Origin of the sequence: Noviherbaspirillum sp. ST9 (assembly GCF_048799745.1) — a bacterium.
GTDB lineage: Bacteria > Pseudomonadota > Gammaproteobacteria > Burkholderiales > Burkholderiaceae_D > Noviherbaspirillum.
This window is the reverse complement of the sequence record NZ_JBLWFR010000006.1, coordinates 294678-309597: the sequence shown is the minus strand read 5'-3', so window position 1 is coordinate 309597 and position 14920 is coordinate 294678. Positions and strand designations below refer to the sequence as shown.

The following is a 14920-nucleotide window of genomic DNA, read 5'->3' as shown; positions in this document are numbered from 1 at the left end:
GAAGTGTAACCGGGCTTCGCTGAACATTTCCCAAGTCCATGGACACCCGCAACGGAAAACGCTTCAACCTTCGCCGCTATTATTCCCTCATCAGCTTCGCTTTCATCCTGCTCATCGCCATCGCGCTCGGCTGGACGACACGGCATTTCGCGAAGGCCGAACTGCTTTCCCTCAGCGAGGAGAAGAACGTCGCCCTCGCCACTACGTTCCGCAATTCCCTCTGGCCGAAATTCGCCGAATCGATCAAGCAATCCTATGGCCTCTCGGCTGCCGCGCTGAAGGCGTCCCCGAATCTGCCCGAGCTGCGCGCCCATGTCGTCACGCTGATGCACGACACCGACGTGGTCAAGGTCAAGCTGTACAACCTGGACGGCGTGACCGTCTTCTCGACGGACAGCAAGCAGATCGGCGAGCAGAAGCGCAGCAACGGCGGCTTCCAGATGGCACGGGTCGGCCATGTCGCCAGCGAACTCACCCATCGCGACTCGTTCGACGCCTTCGAACAGGTCATCGAGCATCGCGACCTTGCCTCGAGCTACCTGCCGATCCAGGACGAGGCAGGCGAGATCGTTGCGGTGTTCGAGCTGTATTCCGACATCACCCGTTTCGTGGAAGAGATGAACGACGCGCAATTCGTCGTCGTCGGCACGGTCGTCGCGCTGCTCGCAGCCCTCTACGCTGCCCTGTTCGCGGTGGTGGCCCGCGCGCACCGCATCATCCAGATGCAGCGCCATTCGCTGGAACATGCGAACAGCCTGCTCGATACCCGCGTGCGTGAACGCACCACCGCCCTGGTCGAGGCCAATCGCGAGCTTAGCGACAAGATCGTCGAGCGCCGCAGGGCTGAAGAAGAGGCGAAGCGGCTCCTGATCGAGAAGGATGCGATCCTGAACAACATCACCGAGGGCGTCGCCTTCCTGCGCAGCCGGACGGTACTCACCTGCAACCGGCAGATGGAGTCGCTGTTCGGTTTCAACGAAGGCGCCATCCTCGGCAAACGCATCAATCACCTGTTCGGCGCCGGACGGCGTTATGTGCACCTGGCGCGCGAGATCCTGCGCGAACTGAAATCGGGATCGATCTTCCGCCGTGAACTGGAATTGAGGCGCCGCGACGGCTCTACCTTCTGGGCGGAATTGACGGTGCGTCCGCTGGCAATGGGAATGCCCGGCGGCGGCAGCGTCTGGGTCGTCGCCGACGTCAGCGAACGCAAGAAGGCGGAAGAACGCATGCGGCTGGCGGCGAAGGTGTTCGACAACACGCAGGAAGGCGTGACGATCACCGACCGCGATACGTATATCCTCGCGGTCAATAACGCTTTCACCGAGGTGACCGGCTACACGGAAGCGGAAGTGCTCGGCAAGCGTCCGGCGCTCCTGCAATCCGGCCGCCAGGACAAGGCGTTCTACGACGAGATGTGGCATTCACTCGACCACTCCGGACAATGGAAGGGCGAGATCTGGAACCGGCGCAAGAACGGCGAAATCTATCCCGAGTGGCTGTCGATCAGCGCGGTGCGCAACGACAGCGGCGAGGTGTCGCACTATGTCGGCGTCTTCTCGGATATCACCGAGATCAAGCGTTCGCAGGAAAAGGTGAGCTTTCTCGCTTACCACGATCCGCTCACGCAGTTGCCGAACCGCCTGCTGTTCCACGACAGGCTTGCCCATGCGATCCAGCGCGCCTCCCGCGAGAAGACCATGTTCGCGGTGTATTTCATCGACCTCGACCACTTCAAGAACGTCAACGACTCGCTCGGCCACCATGTCGGCGACCGCCTGCTGATGGAAGTGGCGGTGCTGATGCAGGCCCAGCTGCGCAAGACCGATACCATCGCGCGCCTGGGCGGCGACGAATTTATCGTGATGGTCGAGGAAGTCGACGGCGCACATGGTGCGGCGCTGGTCGCGGAGAAGCTGACGTCGATCTTCCAGAAGCCGATCCCGCTCGAAGGTCACGAACTCTACATCACCTCCAGCGTCGGCATCTGCCTCTACCCGCTCGACGGCGCGGATCCGAACACGCTCGTGCGCAATGCGGACGCGGCCATGTACCGCGCAAAGAACCATGGCCGCAATCAGTTCCATTTCTATGAACAGGAAATGACGGCGTATGCGTTCGAGCGCCTTGAACTCGACTCCGCCGTGCGCAAGGCCCTGGTGAACGAAGAGTTCTTCCTGTGCTACCAGCCCCAGGTGGACCTGGTCACGCGCGAAGTGATCGGCGCCGAAGCGCTGGTACGCTGGAACCATCCCGAGCAGGGCGTGCTGCCGCCGTCGCGCTTCATTTCCCTGGCGGAGGAATCCGGCATGATCGGCCAGCTCGGCGAGTGGGTGCTGCGCACGGCATGCCGGCAAATCAGGCGCTGGCGCGACGAGGGATTCGACCTGCCCAAGGTCGCGGTGAACGTGTCCGGCCGGCAGCTGGAACGCAAGGGCTTTGCCGACACGGTGGCGTCCATCCTGCAAGAGTGCGGCCTGCCCGCGTCTTCGCTGGAACTTGAACTGACCGAGTCCGTGCTCATGGAGACGGAAGAAACGTTCGAGGTGCTGGAAGAGCTCGATGCGCTCGGCGTACGCTTGTCGGTCGATGACTTCGGCACCGGCTATTCCTCGCTCAGCTACCTCAAGCGCCTGCCGGTGCATACGCTGAAGATCGACCGCTCCTTCATCATGGACGTCATCGGGCATGGCAACAACCAGGCCATCGTGCGCGCCGTGATCGCCATGGCCAAGACACTGGGCCTGGAGGCAGTCGCCGAGGGTGTGGAAAACGCCGACCAGGCCGATTTCCTTGCCCATGAAGGCTGCGACCAGGCGCAGGGCTACCTGTTCGGCAAGCCGGTGCCGGCGGAAGACTTCCAGTCCGCGTGGACGCGCGCTGACGTGTAACAAAATGCCTCTGCGCACTTTGCGCATATCTTCCCTCGGTATAGGCAGGGAGGAAAATTCCTACACCCCGAGGCCTGCCTGGCATTGCAACCACTTGGACCGTCGACAAGCGGAACGGCGTTGCCAAGCCATTCTGTAACACTCGGAAACAACTGCAGACAATTGCAATTCCCCAATATTGTAGGAATTTTCCGAACGCTTTTCTCCGTTCTCCGACATGCGTTTTCATCCGTCCGCTGATTACGAGAAAGCGGACGCGCGGACATAATTCTTCTCACTGATTTCCGCCTCGCAAAACACCGCATCGCCCAAGACGGTGTCACACGGCGGAAACAAGCCCAAGAGCACGAAAGCCTGAACAACTATTCTTCAAAGAAGGATTCGCAATGCTGACAACCCAACTCTCCGACGCCCGCACCGCACCGCTATCGCTGGCCACTCCTTCCCCCACCGGCGCCGCGTGGCAGCGCCAGGCCAAGTTGTGGTCCAACCTGAAAGAAGTCTGCGACCTGCTGCGCATTCCCGCCAAACTGAGTGCAGACGATTTCCAGTTCCAGCACATGCAGTTCAAGGCCGGGCAGCGCATCCACACCATCGGCCAGCCTTTCGACATGCTGTACGTGGTGAATTCCGGGTTCCTGAAGACCGTGATGATCGACGAGCTGGGCAACGAGCAAGTGCTCGGTTTCCCGATGAAGGGCGACATGTTCGGCATCGACGGCATCCATCGCAAGCAGTACGCCACGGAGACGGTGGCACTGTCCAACTGCGATGTCATCCTGATCCCGTTCAAGGTGTTCGCCGGCCTCGGCCGCAGCCATCCGGAACTGGAAGCTTCCATCTATGCCGTGATGAGCCGCGAACTGGTGCGCGAGCAGGCGATGGTCGGCACGCTGGGTTCGCTGTCAGCGGAAGCGCGCGTGGCACGTTTCCTCGTGTTCCTGTCGGAGCGCTTCACCGAGATGGGTTACTCGGGCACGCAGTTCAACCTGCGCATGACACGCCAGGAAATCGGCAACTACCTCGGCCTGACCCTGGAGACGGTCAGCCGCACTTTCTCCGCCTTCAACACCATCGGCCTGATCGGCGTGGACCAGCGCGCGATCGTGATCCACGACCTGCAATCGCTGCGCACCCTGCGCCGCCTGCCGCCGTCGCGTGTGCGCGCCAAGGCGGATGCCGCAAAGGCCAAGCCGGCCGCTGCTGCCGCATAAGACTGCCCTGCAAGACGAAAGGCCCCGCGATGCGGGGCCTTTTCATTTGTGCGTGTCCTGCACTCAGGCGACAGCCGGCGCTTCGAACAAGCGTACGAGATCGGCAGCGGGCATCGGACGGCCGAGCAGAAACCCCTGCAACACGCCGCACCCCGCCCCGCGCAGGAAGTCCGCCTGCTCGCGTGTCTCCACGCCCTCGGCGACCACCTTCAATCCCATCTTGTTGGCAATCGCGATGATCGCTTCCGTGATGGCAATGTCATCCGCGTCGCCCGGAATTCCCTTCACAAATCCGCGATCGATCTTGAGGCTGTCGAGCGGATATTGCTTGAGGCTGACCAGCGAGGAATAACCGGTGCCGAAGTCGTCGATCGACAGCGCCGCTCCCATTGCGCGGATGCGATCGAGCATGACGACCGCTTCCGCTGGATTCTGCATGATGGTGCTCTCGGTGATCTCGAATTCGAGGCGCGAGGCCGGCATGCCGCTCCCGTCCACGGCGGCGCGAATGGTGTCGAGCAGGTCGCCTGACGAGAACTGCTTGGCAGACAGGTTGACGGCGATGTGCCCGAAGTCGACTCCCGCATCCAGCCATTCCTTGCCTTGCCGGCAGGCTTCGCGCAGCACCCAGGCGCCGATCGGCACGATCAGGCCGTTCTGCTCGGCGAGCGAGATGAAGGTGCCCGGCAGCACCAGTCCCAGTTCCGGATGCCGCCAGCGGATCAGCGCTTCGACGCCGGCCACGGCGCCGGTGGTGGCGGAGAACTGCGGCTGGTAGTGCAGCTCGAACTCGCCGCGGTCGAGGGCGCGGCGCAGGCTGTTCTCGAGCAGGAGCTGCTCGAAGGCCTGCGTGTTCATGTCGCTGGTGAAGAACTGGAACGTGTTCTTGCCGCGCTGCTTGGCGCGGTACATCGCGACGTCGGCATTCTTGAGCAGCGTGGCGGCGTCGTGGCCGTCGGCCGGATAGCAGGCGATACCGATGCTGGCGGTGACGAACATCTCCTGGCCGCCGATGGCGAACGGCTGTCCCATGGCCGCGAGCAATCGCTCGGCGAGGTCGGCTGCCGCGCCGGACGAGAGCGGATCATCCAGCAGCACGGTGAATTCGTCGCCGCCCAGGCGCGCGGCGATGTCGTTCGGCTTGAGCTGCGCGCGCATGCGTCCGGCAGCAGCGACCAGCAGCTGGTCGCCGGCAAGGTGGCCGAGGGTGTCGTTGACGGTCTTGAAGCGATCGAGGTCGATGAACAGCAAGGCGAGCTGCCGGCCCGATGTGCGTGCGCGTTCGATCTCGAGGCTGAACTTGTTCATCATGCCGCTGCGGTTCCACATGCCGGTCAGGCTGTCGTGGCTGGCGAGGAATTGCAGGCGCGTTTCGTCTTCCTTGCGGCGCGTGTTGTCGGTGAAGACGCCGACGTAATTGGTGATGTTGCGCTCGGCGTCGCGCACGGTCGAGATCGACAGCCACGCCGGATACCAGTCGCCGTTCTTGCGGCGGTCACGCATCTCGCCCTGCCAGTGGCCACTGTTGGCGAGGTTGCTGAGCATGTCCTGGTTCAGCTCGGCGCCGGCGCCGGTCATCATGCGCGACAGCTTGCCCATTGCTTCCTGGGCGGTGTAGCCGGTGATGCGGGTGAAGGCGGGATTGACCGCCTCGATGCGGCATTCCGCGTCGGTGATGACAATGCCTTCGCTGGCGGAGTCGAACACACGGTTGGCCAGCCGCGACTGGTGTTCGAAGGCGACCTGCTGGCTGACGTCGAGGGCCACGCCCATGACCGCCGGGCGGCCTTCGTATTCGCAGCGGCTGCCATGCACGTCGGCCCAGACCACGCGGCCGTCGCGGCGTATCGCGCGGTAGGTATAGCGAATGCTCCTGACCTCGCCGGTCAGTCTGCGGCGGTGATTTTCCTCGAGGATGCCGACGTCGTCCGGATGGGTCAGGCTGGCGACCGGCGTGCCGAGCAGTTGTGCGGGGCTGTCGAAACCGAGGAGTTCGGCGGTCTTGTTGTTGGCATAGGCGATCTTCCCGTCCTGCACGACGTACAGACCGACCAGCGACTGTTCGACGAAATTGCGAAACTTGCGCTCCGACTCGCGCAGTGCGGCGTCGCTGGAAAGGGCAGGCGTGGTGACAACGACCCAGACGGCTCCGGCGATCGCCACTGCCAGCACCATGACCAGCCAGGTCGGCACATGCGGCGCCGCCAGCGTGATGACGGCGGCAAACAGGGCGAGCACCAGCGCCACGCGGCGGCGCGGCAGCCTTTGCATGCGCTGGGTCAGGTGGGCCGGGAACTCCATGGTTCTTCAGGCTCCGGAAGTTGGCGCGTGGCGGAAGGGGCGCAGGCGCCGGCCCGGCTTCCGAAATGCCGTTGCGGAATGCTTCATCTCCTCATCCATCTATTTGTTATATGACCATGGTACCGAGGCAGTTGTCCCGGAGCAACAGCTTACGTCGACACAGGGCGGAGGTTAGAGCGATTCCACCAAAAAGCAACAACATTTACTGACAAAGAAGCAACGATTCACCAGGAATTCAGCCGGCCACTGGGCGCACGTCGAGGGCCTGTGTTTCGCTCGCCTTCTGCACGGCCTGCTCGGCCACCGATGCCGCCAGCCCTTCGTTGGTCAGCGGGCAGCGGCCTGCGCGGATGTGCAGCGCCGGATGGTCGGCGAACAGTTCGGAAATCCACTCGACGAACACCCTGACCTTGGCCGACAGGTGGCGGTTCTGCGGATACACGACATGCAGCGGCAGGGGATCGATCGTCCAGTCTTCCAGCAGCAGTTCCAGTTCGCCGGACTGCAGGTAGGGGCAGATCACGAAAGCCGCGGTCTGCGCGATGCCCATGCCGGCCAGCGTCGCGGTCAGGTAAGCGTTCGAGTCGTTGACGGCAATGCGGCCTGGCACGCGCATCTGGAGCCGTTCGCCATCGCGGGCGAAATCCCATTCGGAGATCTTGCCGGTCTTGGCCGAGAAATAGTTGACGCACTGGTGCAGTTCGAGTTCGTTCGGATGCTGCGGCCGTCCGTTCAAAGCGATGTACGACGGCGCGGCGCAGGTGACGAAATGGATCAGGCCGATGCGGCGCGCGATCAGCGTCGAATCGGCCAGCAGGCCGCCGCGCACCGCGAGGTCGACGTTCTCTTCGATCAAGTCTACCGGACGGTCACTGCAGCCGACTTCGAGGTGAATGTCAGGATAGCGCGCCAGGAATTGCGGCAGCGATGGCATGAGCACATGCCTGCCCAGCGCCGCCGGCACATCGATGCGCAGGCGGCCGCTCGGGCTGGCCTGGGTCTTCGAGAGGGAGTCTTCGGCATCGCGTACCTCGGCGAGAATGCGCATGCAGCGCTCGTAATACGCGGCGCCGTCTGCCGTCAGGCTGATCTGGCGCGTGGTGCGGTTGAGCAGCTTGACCGACAGCGCTGTTTCCAGATTGCGCACCAGCGTCGACACGGTGGCCTTGGGCAGCTGCAGGTTCTCCGCGGCGCGGGTAAACCCGCCGGCGTCCACCACATGCACGAACACTTCCATCGCCTGCAACTTGTCCATTTTGCATTCCTCCTGACATAAGGCTGTCAGTAGCCCGTCCGTATATTGACGTCCTGGCACATCTGCTCAGTATTGTTCAAATCCCTGAACAGTCAATTCGAATTATTGCTGTTTATTCACATTCTAGAACAAAGCTATAGTGCGACGCATGGCATAAACGGCATCGCACGGAAATGGAAAACAGGACGCAACACAACGACGTCAAGGTGAAAACCCTCGCCGCACAAGGCGCGCAGGGCAAGCTGGAAGCGCGCCTGTATACGCCTGCCGGTCAGACGGCTGGCTTGATCGTCTTCTTTCCATACGGCGGCTTTGTGACGGTGGAACTGAACGACGCCGAAGAATTCGCGATGGCACTGGCGGCACGCACCGGGTACCAGGTTCTCGCCGCCGACTATACGACCGCGACGCAACGGCCGTTCCCGGCAGCAGTGGAAGATGCGCATGCGGTACTGAAATGGGCGGTGCGCAACCGGGCACGCCTGGGATGGAATGGCAAGAACCTGGTCACCGCCGGGATCGAAGCGGGCGGCAACCTCGCCGCAGTAGCGGCACTGATGGCGCGCGACCGCACCGGTCCCGCTCTGCACGCACAGATACTGATCATGCCGATGCTCGACCCCGGCCTGACCACCTGCTCGATGCGGTCGGTCGCGAATCAAGGAGGCGCGGCGCGTGCCGCCCATGCCTGCGCCGCCGGCTACCGCGACTACCTGCCGCGCGCGATCGACCGTACGCACCCGTATGCGTGCCCGATGCAGTCGAGCCGCATGAAAGGCCTGCCGCCGGCGCTGATCCTCTCGGCTGACGAGGATCCGCTGCGCGACGAGGGTGAACAGTACGGCGCCAAGCTGGCGACGGCAGGCATCAGGACAACGGTCAGGCGGCTGCCGCCGATCGAACTGGAAGAACCGGATGCGCGATGCAACTGCGCACGGAAGGAGACCGTGCTGCATGAGATCGCGACCTTCCTCGAAGGTCTGGAAGGCCCGGAATAAAAAACGCTTGACCCTCCCATCGCGGGAGGGTTGAAGCTCTGGACATCAGAAACAACTGCATAAGGAAGAACACCATGAGACGCATTTCGATCCACTCCCCCGCAGTCCGCACCGCGGCTGCCGCCACCATCTCAAGCGTTCTGGCAGCGCTGGTGCTGTCCGCCTGCGGCAAGCCCAACGCGCAGGAACTCGGCCAGAAGCCGGCCGGCGGCCCGCCCATTTCAGCGGCCGAAGTGATCGAGAAGACCATCATGGAAACCCAGGAGTTTTCCGGACGGCTGGAAGCGGTCGAACGCGTCGACGTCCGCCCGCGCGTTTCCGGATTCATTGCGTCGGTCAATTTCAAACCGGGCGCGGAAGTGAAGAAAGGCGACGTGCTGTTCGTGATCGACCCGCGCCCCTATGAAGCGGAAGCCAGCCGCGCCGAAGCCGCCGCCCTGGCCGCACGCGCCAAGGCCGACCTCGCGAAGGTGGAACTTGCCCGCGCGGAAAAACTGGTGGCCGAGAAAGCCATCGCCCAGCGCGAAGCCGATGAAAAGGCGTCCAGCGTGAAGGAACTGGAAGCGACCGCGCGCGCCGCGCAAGCCGCCCATGAAGCAGCGAAACTCAACCTCGGCTTCACCAAGGTGCATTCCCCGATCAACGGCCGCGTCAGCAAGGCGGAAGTCACCACCGGCAACCTGGTCGACGGCAGCGTGATCCTGACCTCGGTCGTCTCGGCCGATCCGATCTATGCGAGCTTCGACGGCGACGAGCAATCCTACCTGCGGGTCGGCGCGCTGGCGCGTAAGGGCATGCCGGTGACGGTGCGCATCGGACTCGCCAACGAAGAAGGCTTCCCGCATGAAGGCAAACTCGAATTCGTCGACAACCGCGTCGACCCGGCGACCGGCAGCGTGCGCATGCGCGCCGTCCTCAAGAACGCCGGCAACGAACTCGCTCCGGGCCTGTTTGCGCGCGTGCAGATCGCAAGCGGCAACGGCACCGGCGGCGAGACCAAGGCGGCCCTCATCAACGAACGTGCGATCGGCACCGACCAGAACCGCAAGTTCGTGTTCGTGGTGAACGGCGAAGGCAAGGCGGAATACCGTCCGGTGCGGCTCGGCCCTGTCGTCGACGGCCTGCGCGTCGTGCGTGAAGGCTTGCAGCCGGGCGAGAAGATCGTCGTCAACGGCCTGCAGCGCGTGCGCCCCGGCTCCCCGGTCACCGCGCAACTGATCCCGATGGACGCGGATCCGAACAAGCAACCGGCGAAAGCCGAATCGAAGGCCGATCAAAGCCTGGCGAAATCCTGATCCCCGGCAGGTAAGCACCCATCACCTGACATTTGGATTCCCTCTCCCACAAGGAGAGGGAGCGGGATCGCTCTCGCTTCTGAAACGTACCCAGAGAGAACATCATGAACTTCTCCAGATTCTTCATCGACCGCCCGATCTTCGCGGCTGTGCTGTCGATCCTCATTTTCGTGGCCGGTGTGCTGGCCATCTTCAAGCTGCCGATTTCCGAGTACCCGGACGTGGTGCCGCCCTCGGTCGTCGTGCGTGCCGTGTACCCCGGCGCCAACCCGAAGGTGATCGCGGAAACGGTCGCCGCGCCGCTCGAAGAGCAGATCAACGGCGTCGAGAACATGCTCTACATGTCCTCGCAGGCCACCTCCGACGGCGCGCTGGCATTGACGGTCACCTTCAAGATCGGCACCAACGTCGAGCAGGCCGAAACCCAGGTGCAGAACCGGGTGCAGCGCGCGCTGCCGCGCCTGCCGGAGGAGGTGCGCCAGATCGGCGTGACCACGGTGAAGAGCTCGCCGAACCTGACGATGGTGGTGCATCTGTCCTCACCGAACGGACGCTATGACGACGTCTACCTGCGCAACTACGCGGTCCTCAACATCAAGGACCAGCTGTCGCGCATTCCCGGAATGGGCGAGACCCTTCTGTTCGGCGCCGGCGACTACGCGATGCGCGTCTGGCTCGATCCGCAGAAGGTCGCCCAGCGCAATATGACGGCATCGGACGTGGTGCAGGCCATCCGCGAGCAGAACGTGCAGGTCGCTGCGGGCGTCATCGGCGCCGCTCCGGCGAAGAACGCAGAGTTCCAGCTCGTGGTCAACACCCAGGGCCGCCTGCAGTCGGAAGAAGAATTCGGCAACATCATCGTGCGCACGGGTGCGGACGGTTCGGTCACGCTGCTCAGGGATGTGGCGCGCATCGAACTCGGCGCTACCGACTATGCACTGCGCTCGCTGCTGAACAACAAGTCTGCCGCCGCCATCGCCGTCTTCGAAGCGCCGAATGCCAATGCGCTGCAACTGTCCTCCGATGTGCGCGCCAAGATGGAAGAGCTGAAGCAGGACTTCCCCGAGGGCGTGGACTACAGCGTGGTGTACGACCCGACGCAGTTCGTCCGCGAATCCATCAAGGCCGTGATCAAGACCCTGCTCGAAGCCATCGCGCTGGTGGTGCTCGTCGTGATCGTGTTCCTGCAAACCTGGCGCGCGTCCATCATTCCGCTGGTGGCGGTGCCGGTGTCCATCGTCGGCACCTTCGCGGTGCTGCTCGGTTTCGGCTTCTCGATCAACACCCTGTCGCTGTTCGGCCTGGTGCTGGCCATCGGCATCGTGGTGGACGACGCGATCGTGGTGGTGGAAAACGTCGAGCGCAACATCAGCTACGGCATGAATCCGCGCGATGCGACGATACAGGCAATGAAGGAAGTGAGTGGCCCCATCATCGCGATTGCGCTCGTGCTGTGCGCGGTGTTCGTGCCGATCGCCTTCGTGTCCGGCCTGTCCGGCCAGTTCTATCGCCAGTTCGCGCTGACGATCGCGATCTCGACCGTGATTTCCGCGTTCAACTCGCTGACGCTGTCACCCGCGCTCGCCGCAGCACTGCTCAAGCCGCACGACGCGCCGAGGGATGCATTGACGCGCGGCATGGACAAGGTGTTCGGCCCGTTCTTCAGCTGGTTCAACCGTGCCTTCGGCCGCGCGTCGAACCGCTATGAAGGCGGCGTGAAGCAGGTGCTGGCACGCAAGAGCGCATCGCTGGCTGTGTATGCGCTGCTGTCGATCGCCGCGGTGTTCGTGTTCAAGGCGGTGCCTAGCGGCTTCGTGCCCGGCCAGGACAAGCAATACCTCGTCGGCTTCGCGCAGTTGCCGGATGCCGCTTCGCTCGACCGCACCGACGCCGTGATCCGCCGCATGTCGGACATCGCCAAATCGGTGCCGGGCGTGAAGGATTCCGTCGCCTTCCCTGGCCTGTCGATCAACGGTTTCACCAATGCGCCGAACGCGGGCATCGTGTTCTTCGGCCTCGAGGCGTTCGACCAGCGCAAGTCGCCGGAGCTGTCGGGTGCTGCCATCGCGCAGCAGATCAACCAGAAACTGGGCGGCATTGAAGATGCGTTCATCATGGTTTTCCCGCCCCCGCCGGTGAACGGCCTGGGCACGATCGGCGGCTTCAAGCTGATGATCGAGGATCGCGGCAACCTCGGCTACGACAAGCTGTATGAAGCGGTGCAGGCAATGCAGATGAAGGCATGGCAGACGCCGGAGCTGGCGGGGGTGTTCTCCAGCTACCAGATCAACGTGCCGCAACTGTTCGCCGACGTGGACCGCACCAAGGCCAAGCAACTCGGCGTGCCGCTGTCGACGATTTACCAGACGCTGCAGATCAACCTCGGCTCGCTGTACGTGAACGACTTCAACCAGTTCGGCCGTACCTACCAGGTGAAGGTACAGGCCGATGCGCCGTACCGCTCGCATGCGGACGATATCGCCCAGCTGAAAGTGCGCAACAACAAGGGCGAGATGATCCCGCTGTCGTCGCTGATGAAGGTGAAGGACAGTTACGGCCCGGACCGCGTGCAGCGTTACAACGCCTACGTGTCCGCCGATATCAACGGCGCGGCCGCGCCCGGCTTCTCGAGCGGCCAGGCTCAGGCGGCAATGGAGCGCATCGCAAAGGAAGTGCTGCCCAAGGGCATCACCTACGAATGGACGGAACTGACGTACCAGGAAATCCTGGCCGGCAACACCATGGTCTTCATCTTCCCGCTGTGCGTGCTGCTGGTGTTCCTGGTGCTGGCAGCGCAGTACGAAAGCTGGACCCTGCCGCTGGCCGTGATCCTGATCGTGCCGATGTCCATCCTGTGTGCGCTGCTCGGCGTGAAGCTGACCGGCGGCGACAACAACATCTTCACGCAGATCGCCCTGTTCGTGCTGGTCGGCCTGGCGTCGAAGAACGCGATCCTGATCGTCGAGTTTGCGCGTGAGCTGGAGCATCACGGCCGCACGGTGGTGCAGGCCGCGCTGGAAGCCTGCCGCCTGCGCCTGCGCCCGATCCTGATGACCTCGATCGCTTTCATCATGGGCGTGGTGCCGCTGGTGTTCTCTTCGGGCGCGGGTGCCGAGATGCGCCATGCAATGGGTGTCGCGGTGTTCGCGGGCATGCTCGGCGTGACGCTGTTCGGCCTGTTCCTGACGCCTGTGTTTTACGTATTGCTGCGCACCTTCGCGCAGCGTTTTGAAAAACAAGTCCCGGCCGTCATCTCGCGTCCGGAAGGAGTGGTGTAATGATCCGCAAATTGCAAACCTCCCTGCTGCCGATGGTGGCTGCACTGGTGCTCGCGGGCTGCGCGGCGCCCGTACTGAAGGATCCGCAGGTCGAAGTGCCGTCCGGCTTCAAGGAGTCTGCGGTCGATGCCGGAAAATGGAAACAGGCGGAGCCGGCTGAAGCACAACCGCGCGGCGAGTGGTGGAAGGTGTTTAACGACAGCACCCTCAACCGGCTGGTCGATGAAGCCACGGCCGCCAACGCCAACCTCGCTGCAGCAGCAGCGCGCGTGAAGCAAGCGCGCGCCATCGCAGGCATTGCCGAGTCGGACCGCATCCCGAACGTGAGCATCGATGCCGGTCCGCAGCGCGGACGTCCGTCGGCCGTCTCGCTCGGACTGCCGGAAGGCACGCCGATGCCGGCAACGACGTCCTGGACGGGACGGCTGACCGCCAGCTACGAGGTTGACCTGTTCGGCCGCGTCGGCAACAACGTGAGCGCGGCGCAGGCCGACGCTGCGGCAGGCGAGGCGACCTACCGCTCGGTGCTGCTCGCGCTGCAGGCCGATGTCGCGCAGACCTATTTCCGCCTGCGCGCCACCGATGCCGAGCTGGCCTTCCTGAACGAGACGGTACGACTGCGCGAGGAGAACGTGCGCATCAACCAGCGCCGTTTCGACCTCGGCGACCTGGGCGAACTTGACCTGGCGCGATCGAAGACGGAGCTGTCGACCACGCGCTCGGAAGCAATCGCCTTGGAACGTCAGCGTGCCCAGCTCGAACACGCACTGGCCGTATTGCTCGGCAAGCCGGCGGCGGCGTTCAGCGCGGAAAGCAATCCGCTGCTCGCGTCGTCCGCCTTGCCCGGCATTCCCGCCGGCCTGCCGTCGGCCTTGCTCGAGCGCCGTCCCGACATCGCTGCCGCCCAGCGCACGATGATCGCCGCCAATGCCCGCATCGGCGTGGCGAAGTCGGCGATGTTCCCCGCGCTGCGCCTCACCGCCGCGGGCGGCGGTCAGTCGGAAGACCTGTCCGACGTCTTCAAGTGGAGCAGCCGCACCTGGCTGGTCGGTGCGCTGCTGTCCATGCCGATCATCGACGGCGGCCGCAACCGGGCGAACATCTCCCGTGCCGAAGCCGCGCTGGAGGAATCCGTCGCCGGCTATCGCCAGAGCGTGCTGAGTGCCTTCGCCGAGGTCGAGGACAACCTTGCCGGGCTGCGCACGCTTGCCGGCCAGGCACAGGCCATCGACGACGCGGTCGCCTCGGCACGCCGCTCGACCGAGCTGGCCAACAAGCTGTACCAAGCCGGCCGGTCGAGCTACCTCGACGTGATCGATGCCCAGCGCAACCTGGCGGCGGTGGAACGTAGCGCCGTGCAGTTGCGCGGCGCGCGTGCCACGACAACGGTGGCGCTGATCCGCTCGCTTGGCGGCGGATGGCAGGCGAATCCGGAAGTGAAGTAAGAAGGCATATGTACAGGCAGGATTCCGTTCTCGCGGAAATCCTGCCAAGGAGACAAAAGGTGCGTGAACTGACTGGCAGCAGCGATCGATTATTTCGGTTTCAGAAATGGTCTATTGCCGTTATTGCTGTTTTTCAACTTTCGCGCGATGGCTACACTGTGCTTCATCGATGAGCACACAACTGATGCGACTCTCGAAAGACGCGAAGGAAAGCAGGATGTCCTGACCAACGCGCCGGAGTCA

8 protein-coding genes are annotated in these 14920 nt (G+C 63.5%); 6 read left to right on the top strand and 2 right to left on the bottom strand.

What is annotated here, in order from left to right; genetic code table 11:
• Positions 1-38 precede the first annotated feature (38 nt).
• Positions 39-2891, top strand: coding sequence for a putative bifunctional diguanylate cyclase/phosphodiesterase (locus tag ACNOHI_RS15755; RefSeq protein ID WP_420475630.1), 2853 nt, complete (start codon positions 39-41; stop codon positions 2889-2891).
• Between the two features lie 386 nt (positions 2892-3277).
• Positions 3278-4105 carry a Crp/Fnr family transcriptional regulator gene (locus ACNOHI_RS15750; RefSeq protein ID WP_420475629.1) on the top strand — a complete coding sequence of 276 codons (828 nt, stop codon included), beginning with the start codon at positions 3278-3280 and terminating at the stop codon, positions 4103-4105.
• A gap of 63 nt (positions 4106-4168) precedes the next feature.
• Here the strand turns inward: ACNOHI_RS15750 and ACNOHI_RS15745 are convergent, their stop codons facing one another.
• The gene (locus tag ACNOHI_RS15745; RefSeq protein ID WP_420475628.1) at positions 4169-6406 is read right to left on the bottom strand and encodes an EAL domain-containing protein; all 2238 of its coding nucleotides are present in this window, start codon (positions 6404-6406) and stop codon (positions 4169-4171) included.
• A 235-nt stretch (positions 6407-6641) separates the two neighbouring features.
• Positions 6642-7661: a LysR family transcriptional regulator gene (locus tag ACNOHI_RS15740; protein ID WP_420475627.1), complete on the bottom strand. Its 1020-nt coding sequence runs from the start codon at positions 7659-7661 to the stop codon at positions 6642-6644.
• Between the two features lie 173 nt (positions 7662-7834).
• Here ACNOHI_RS15740 and ACNOHI_RS15735 point away from each other — a divergent pair, with 173 nt between their 5' ends.
• The 4 genes from ACNOHI_RS15735 (at position 7835) to ACNOHI_RS15720 (ending at position 14677) form a co-directional block, all read left to right on the top strand.
• Positions 7835-8659 carry an alpha/beta hydrolase gene (locus ACNOHI_RS15735; RefSeq protein WP_420475626.1) on the top strand — a complete coding sequence of 275 codons (825 nt, stop codon included), beginning with the start codon at positions 7835-7837 and terminating at the stop codon, positions 8657-8659.
• Between the two features lie 74 nt (positions 8660-8733).
• Positions 8734-9954, top strand: coding sequence for an efflux RND transporter periplasmic adaptor subunit (locus tag ACNOHI_RS15730; protein ID WP_420475625.1), 1221 nt, complete (start codon positions 8734-8736; stop codon positions 9952-9954).
• Between the two features lie 104 nt (positions 9955-10058).
• A complete protein-coding gene (locus tag ACNOHI_RS15725; protein ID WP_420475624.1) occupies positions 10059-13232 on the top strand; it encodes an efflux RND transporter permease subunit in 3174 nt (1057 codons plus the stop codon).
• Positions 13232-14677 (top strand): efflux transporter outer membrane subunit, encoded by a 1446-nt coding sequence (locus tag ACNOHI_RS15720; protein WP_420475623.1) that lies wholly within the window; start codon positions 13232-13234, stop codon positions 14675-14677. Before ACNOHI_RS15725 ends, ACNOHI_RS15720 begins: the two co-directional genes overlap by 1 nt.
• Positions 14678-14920 lie beyond the last annotated feature (243 nt).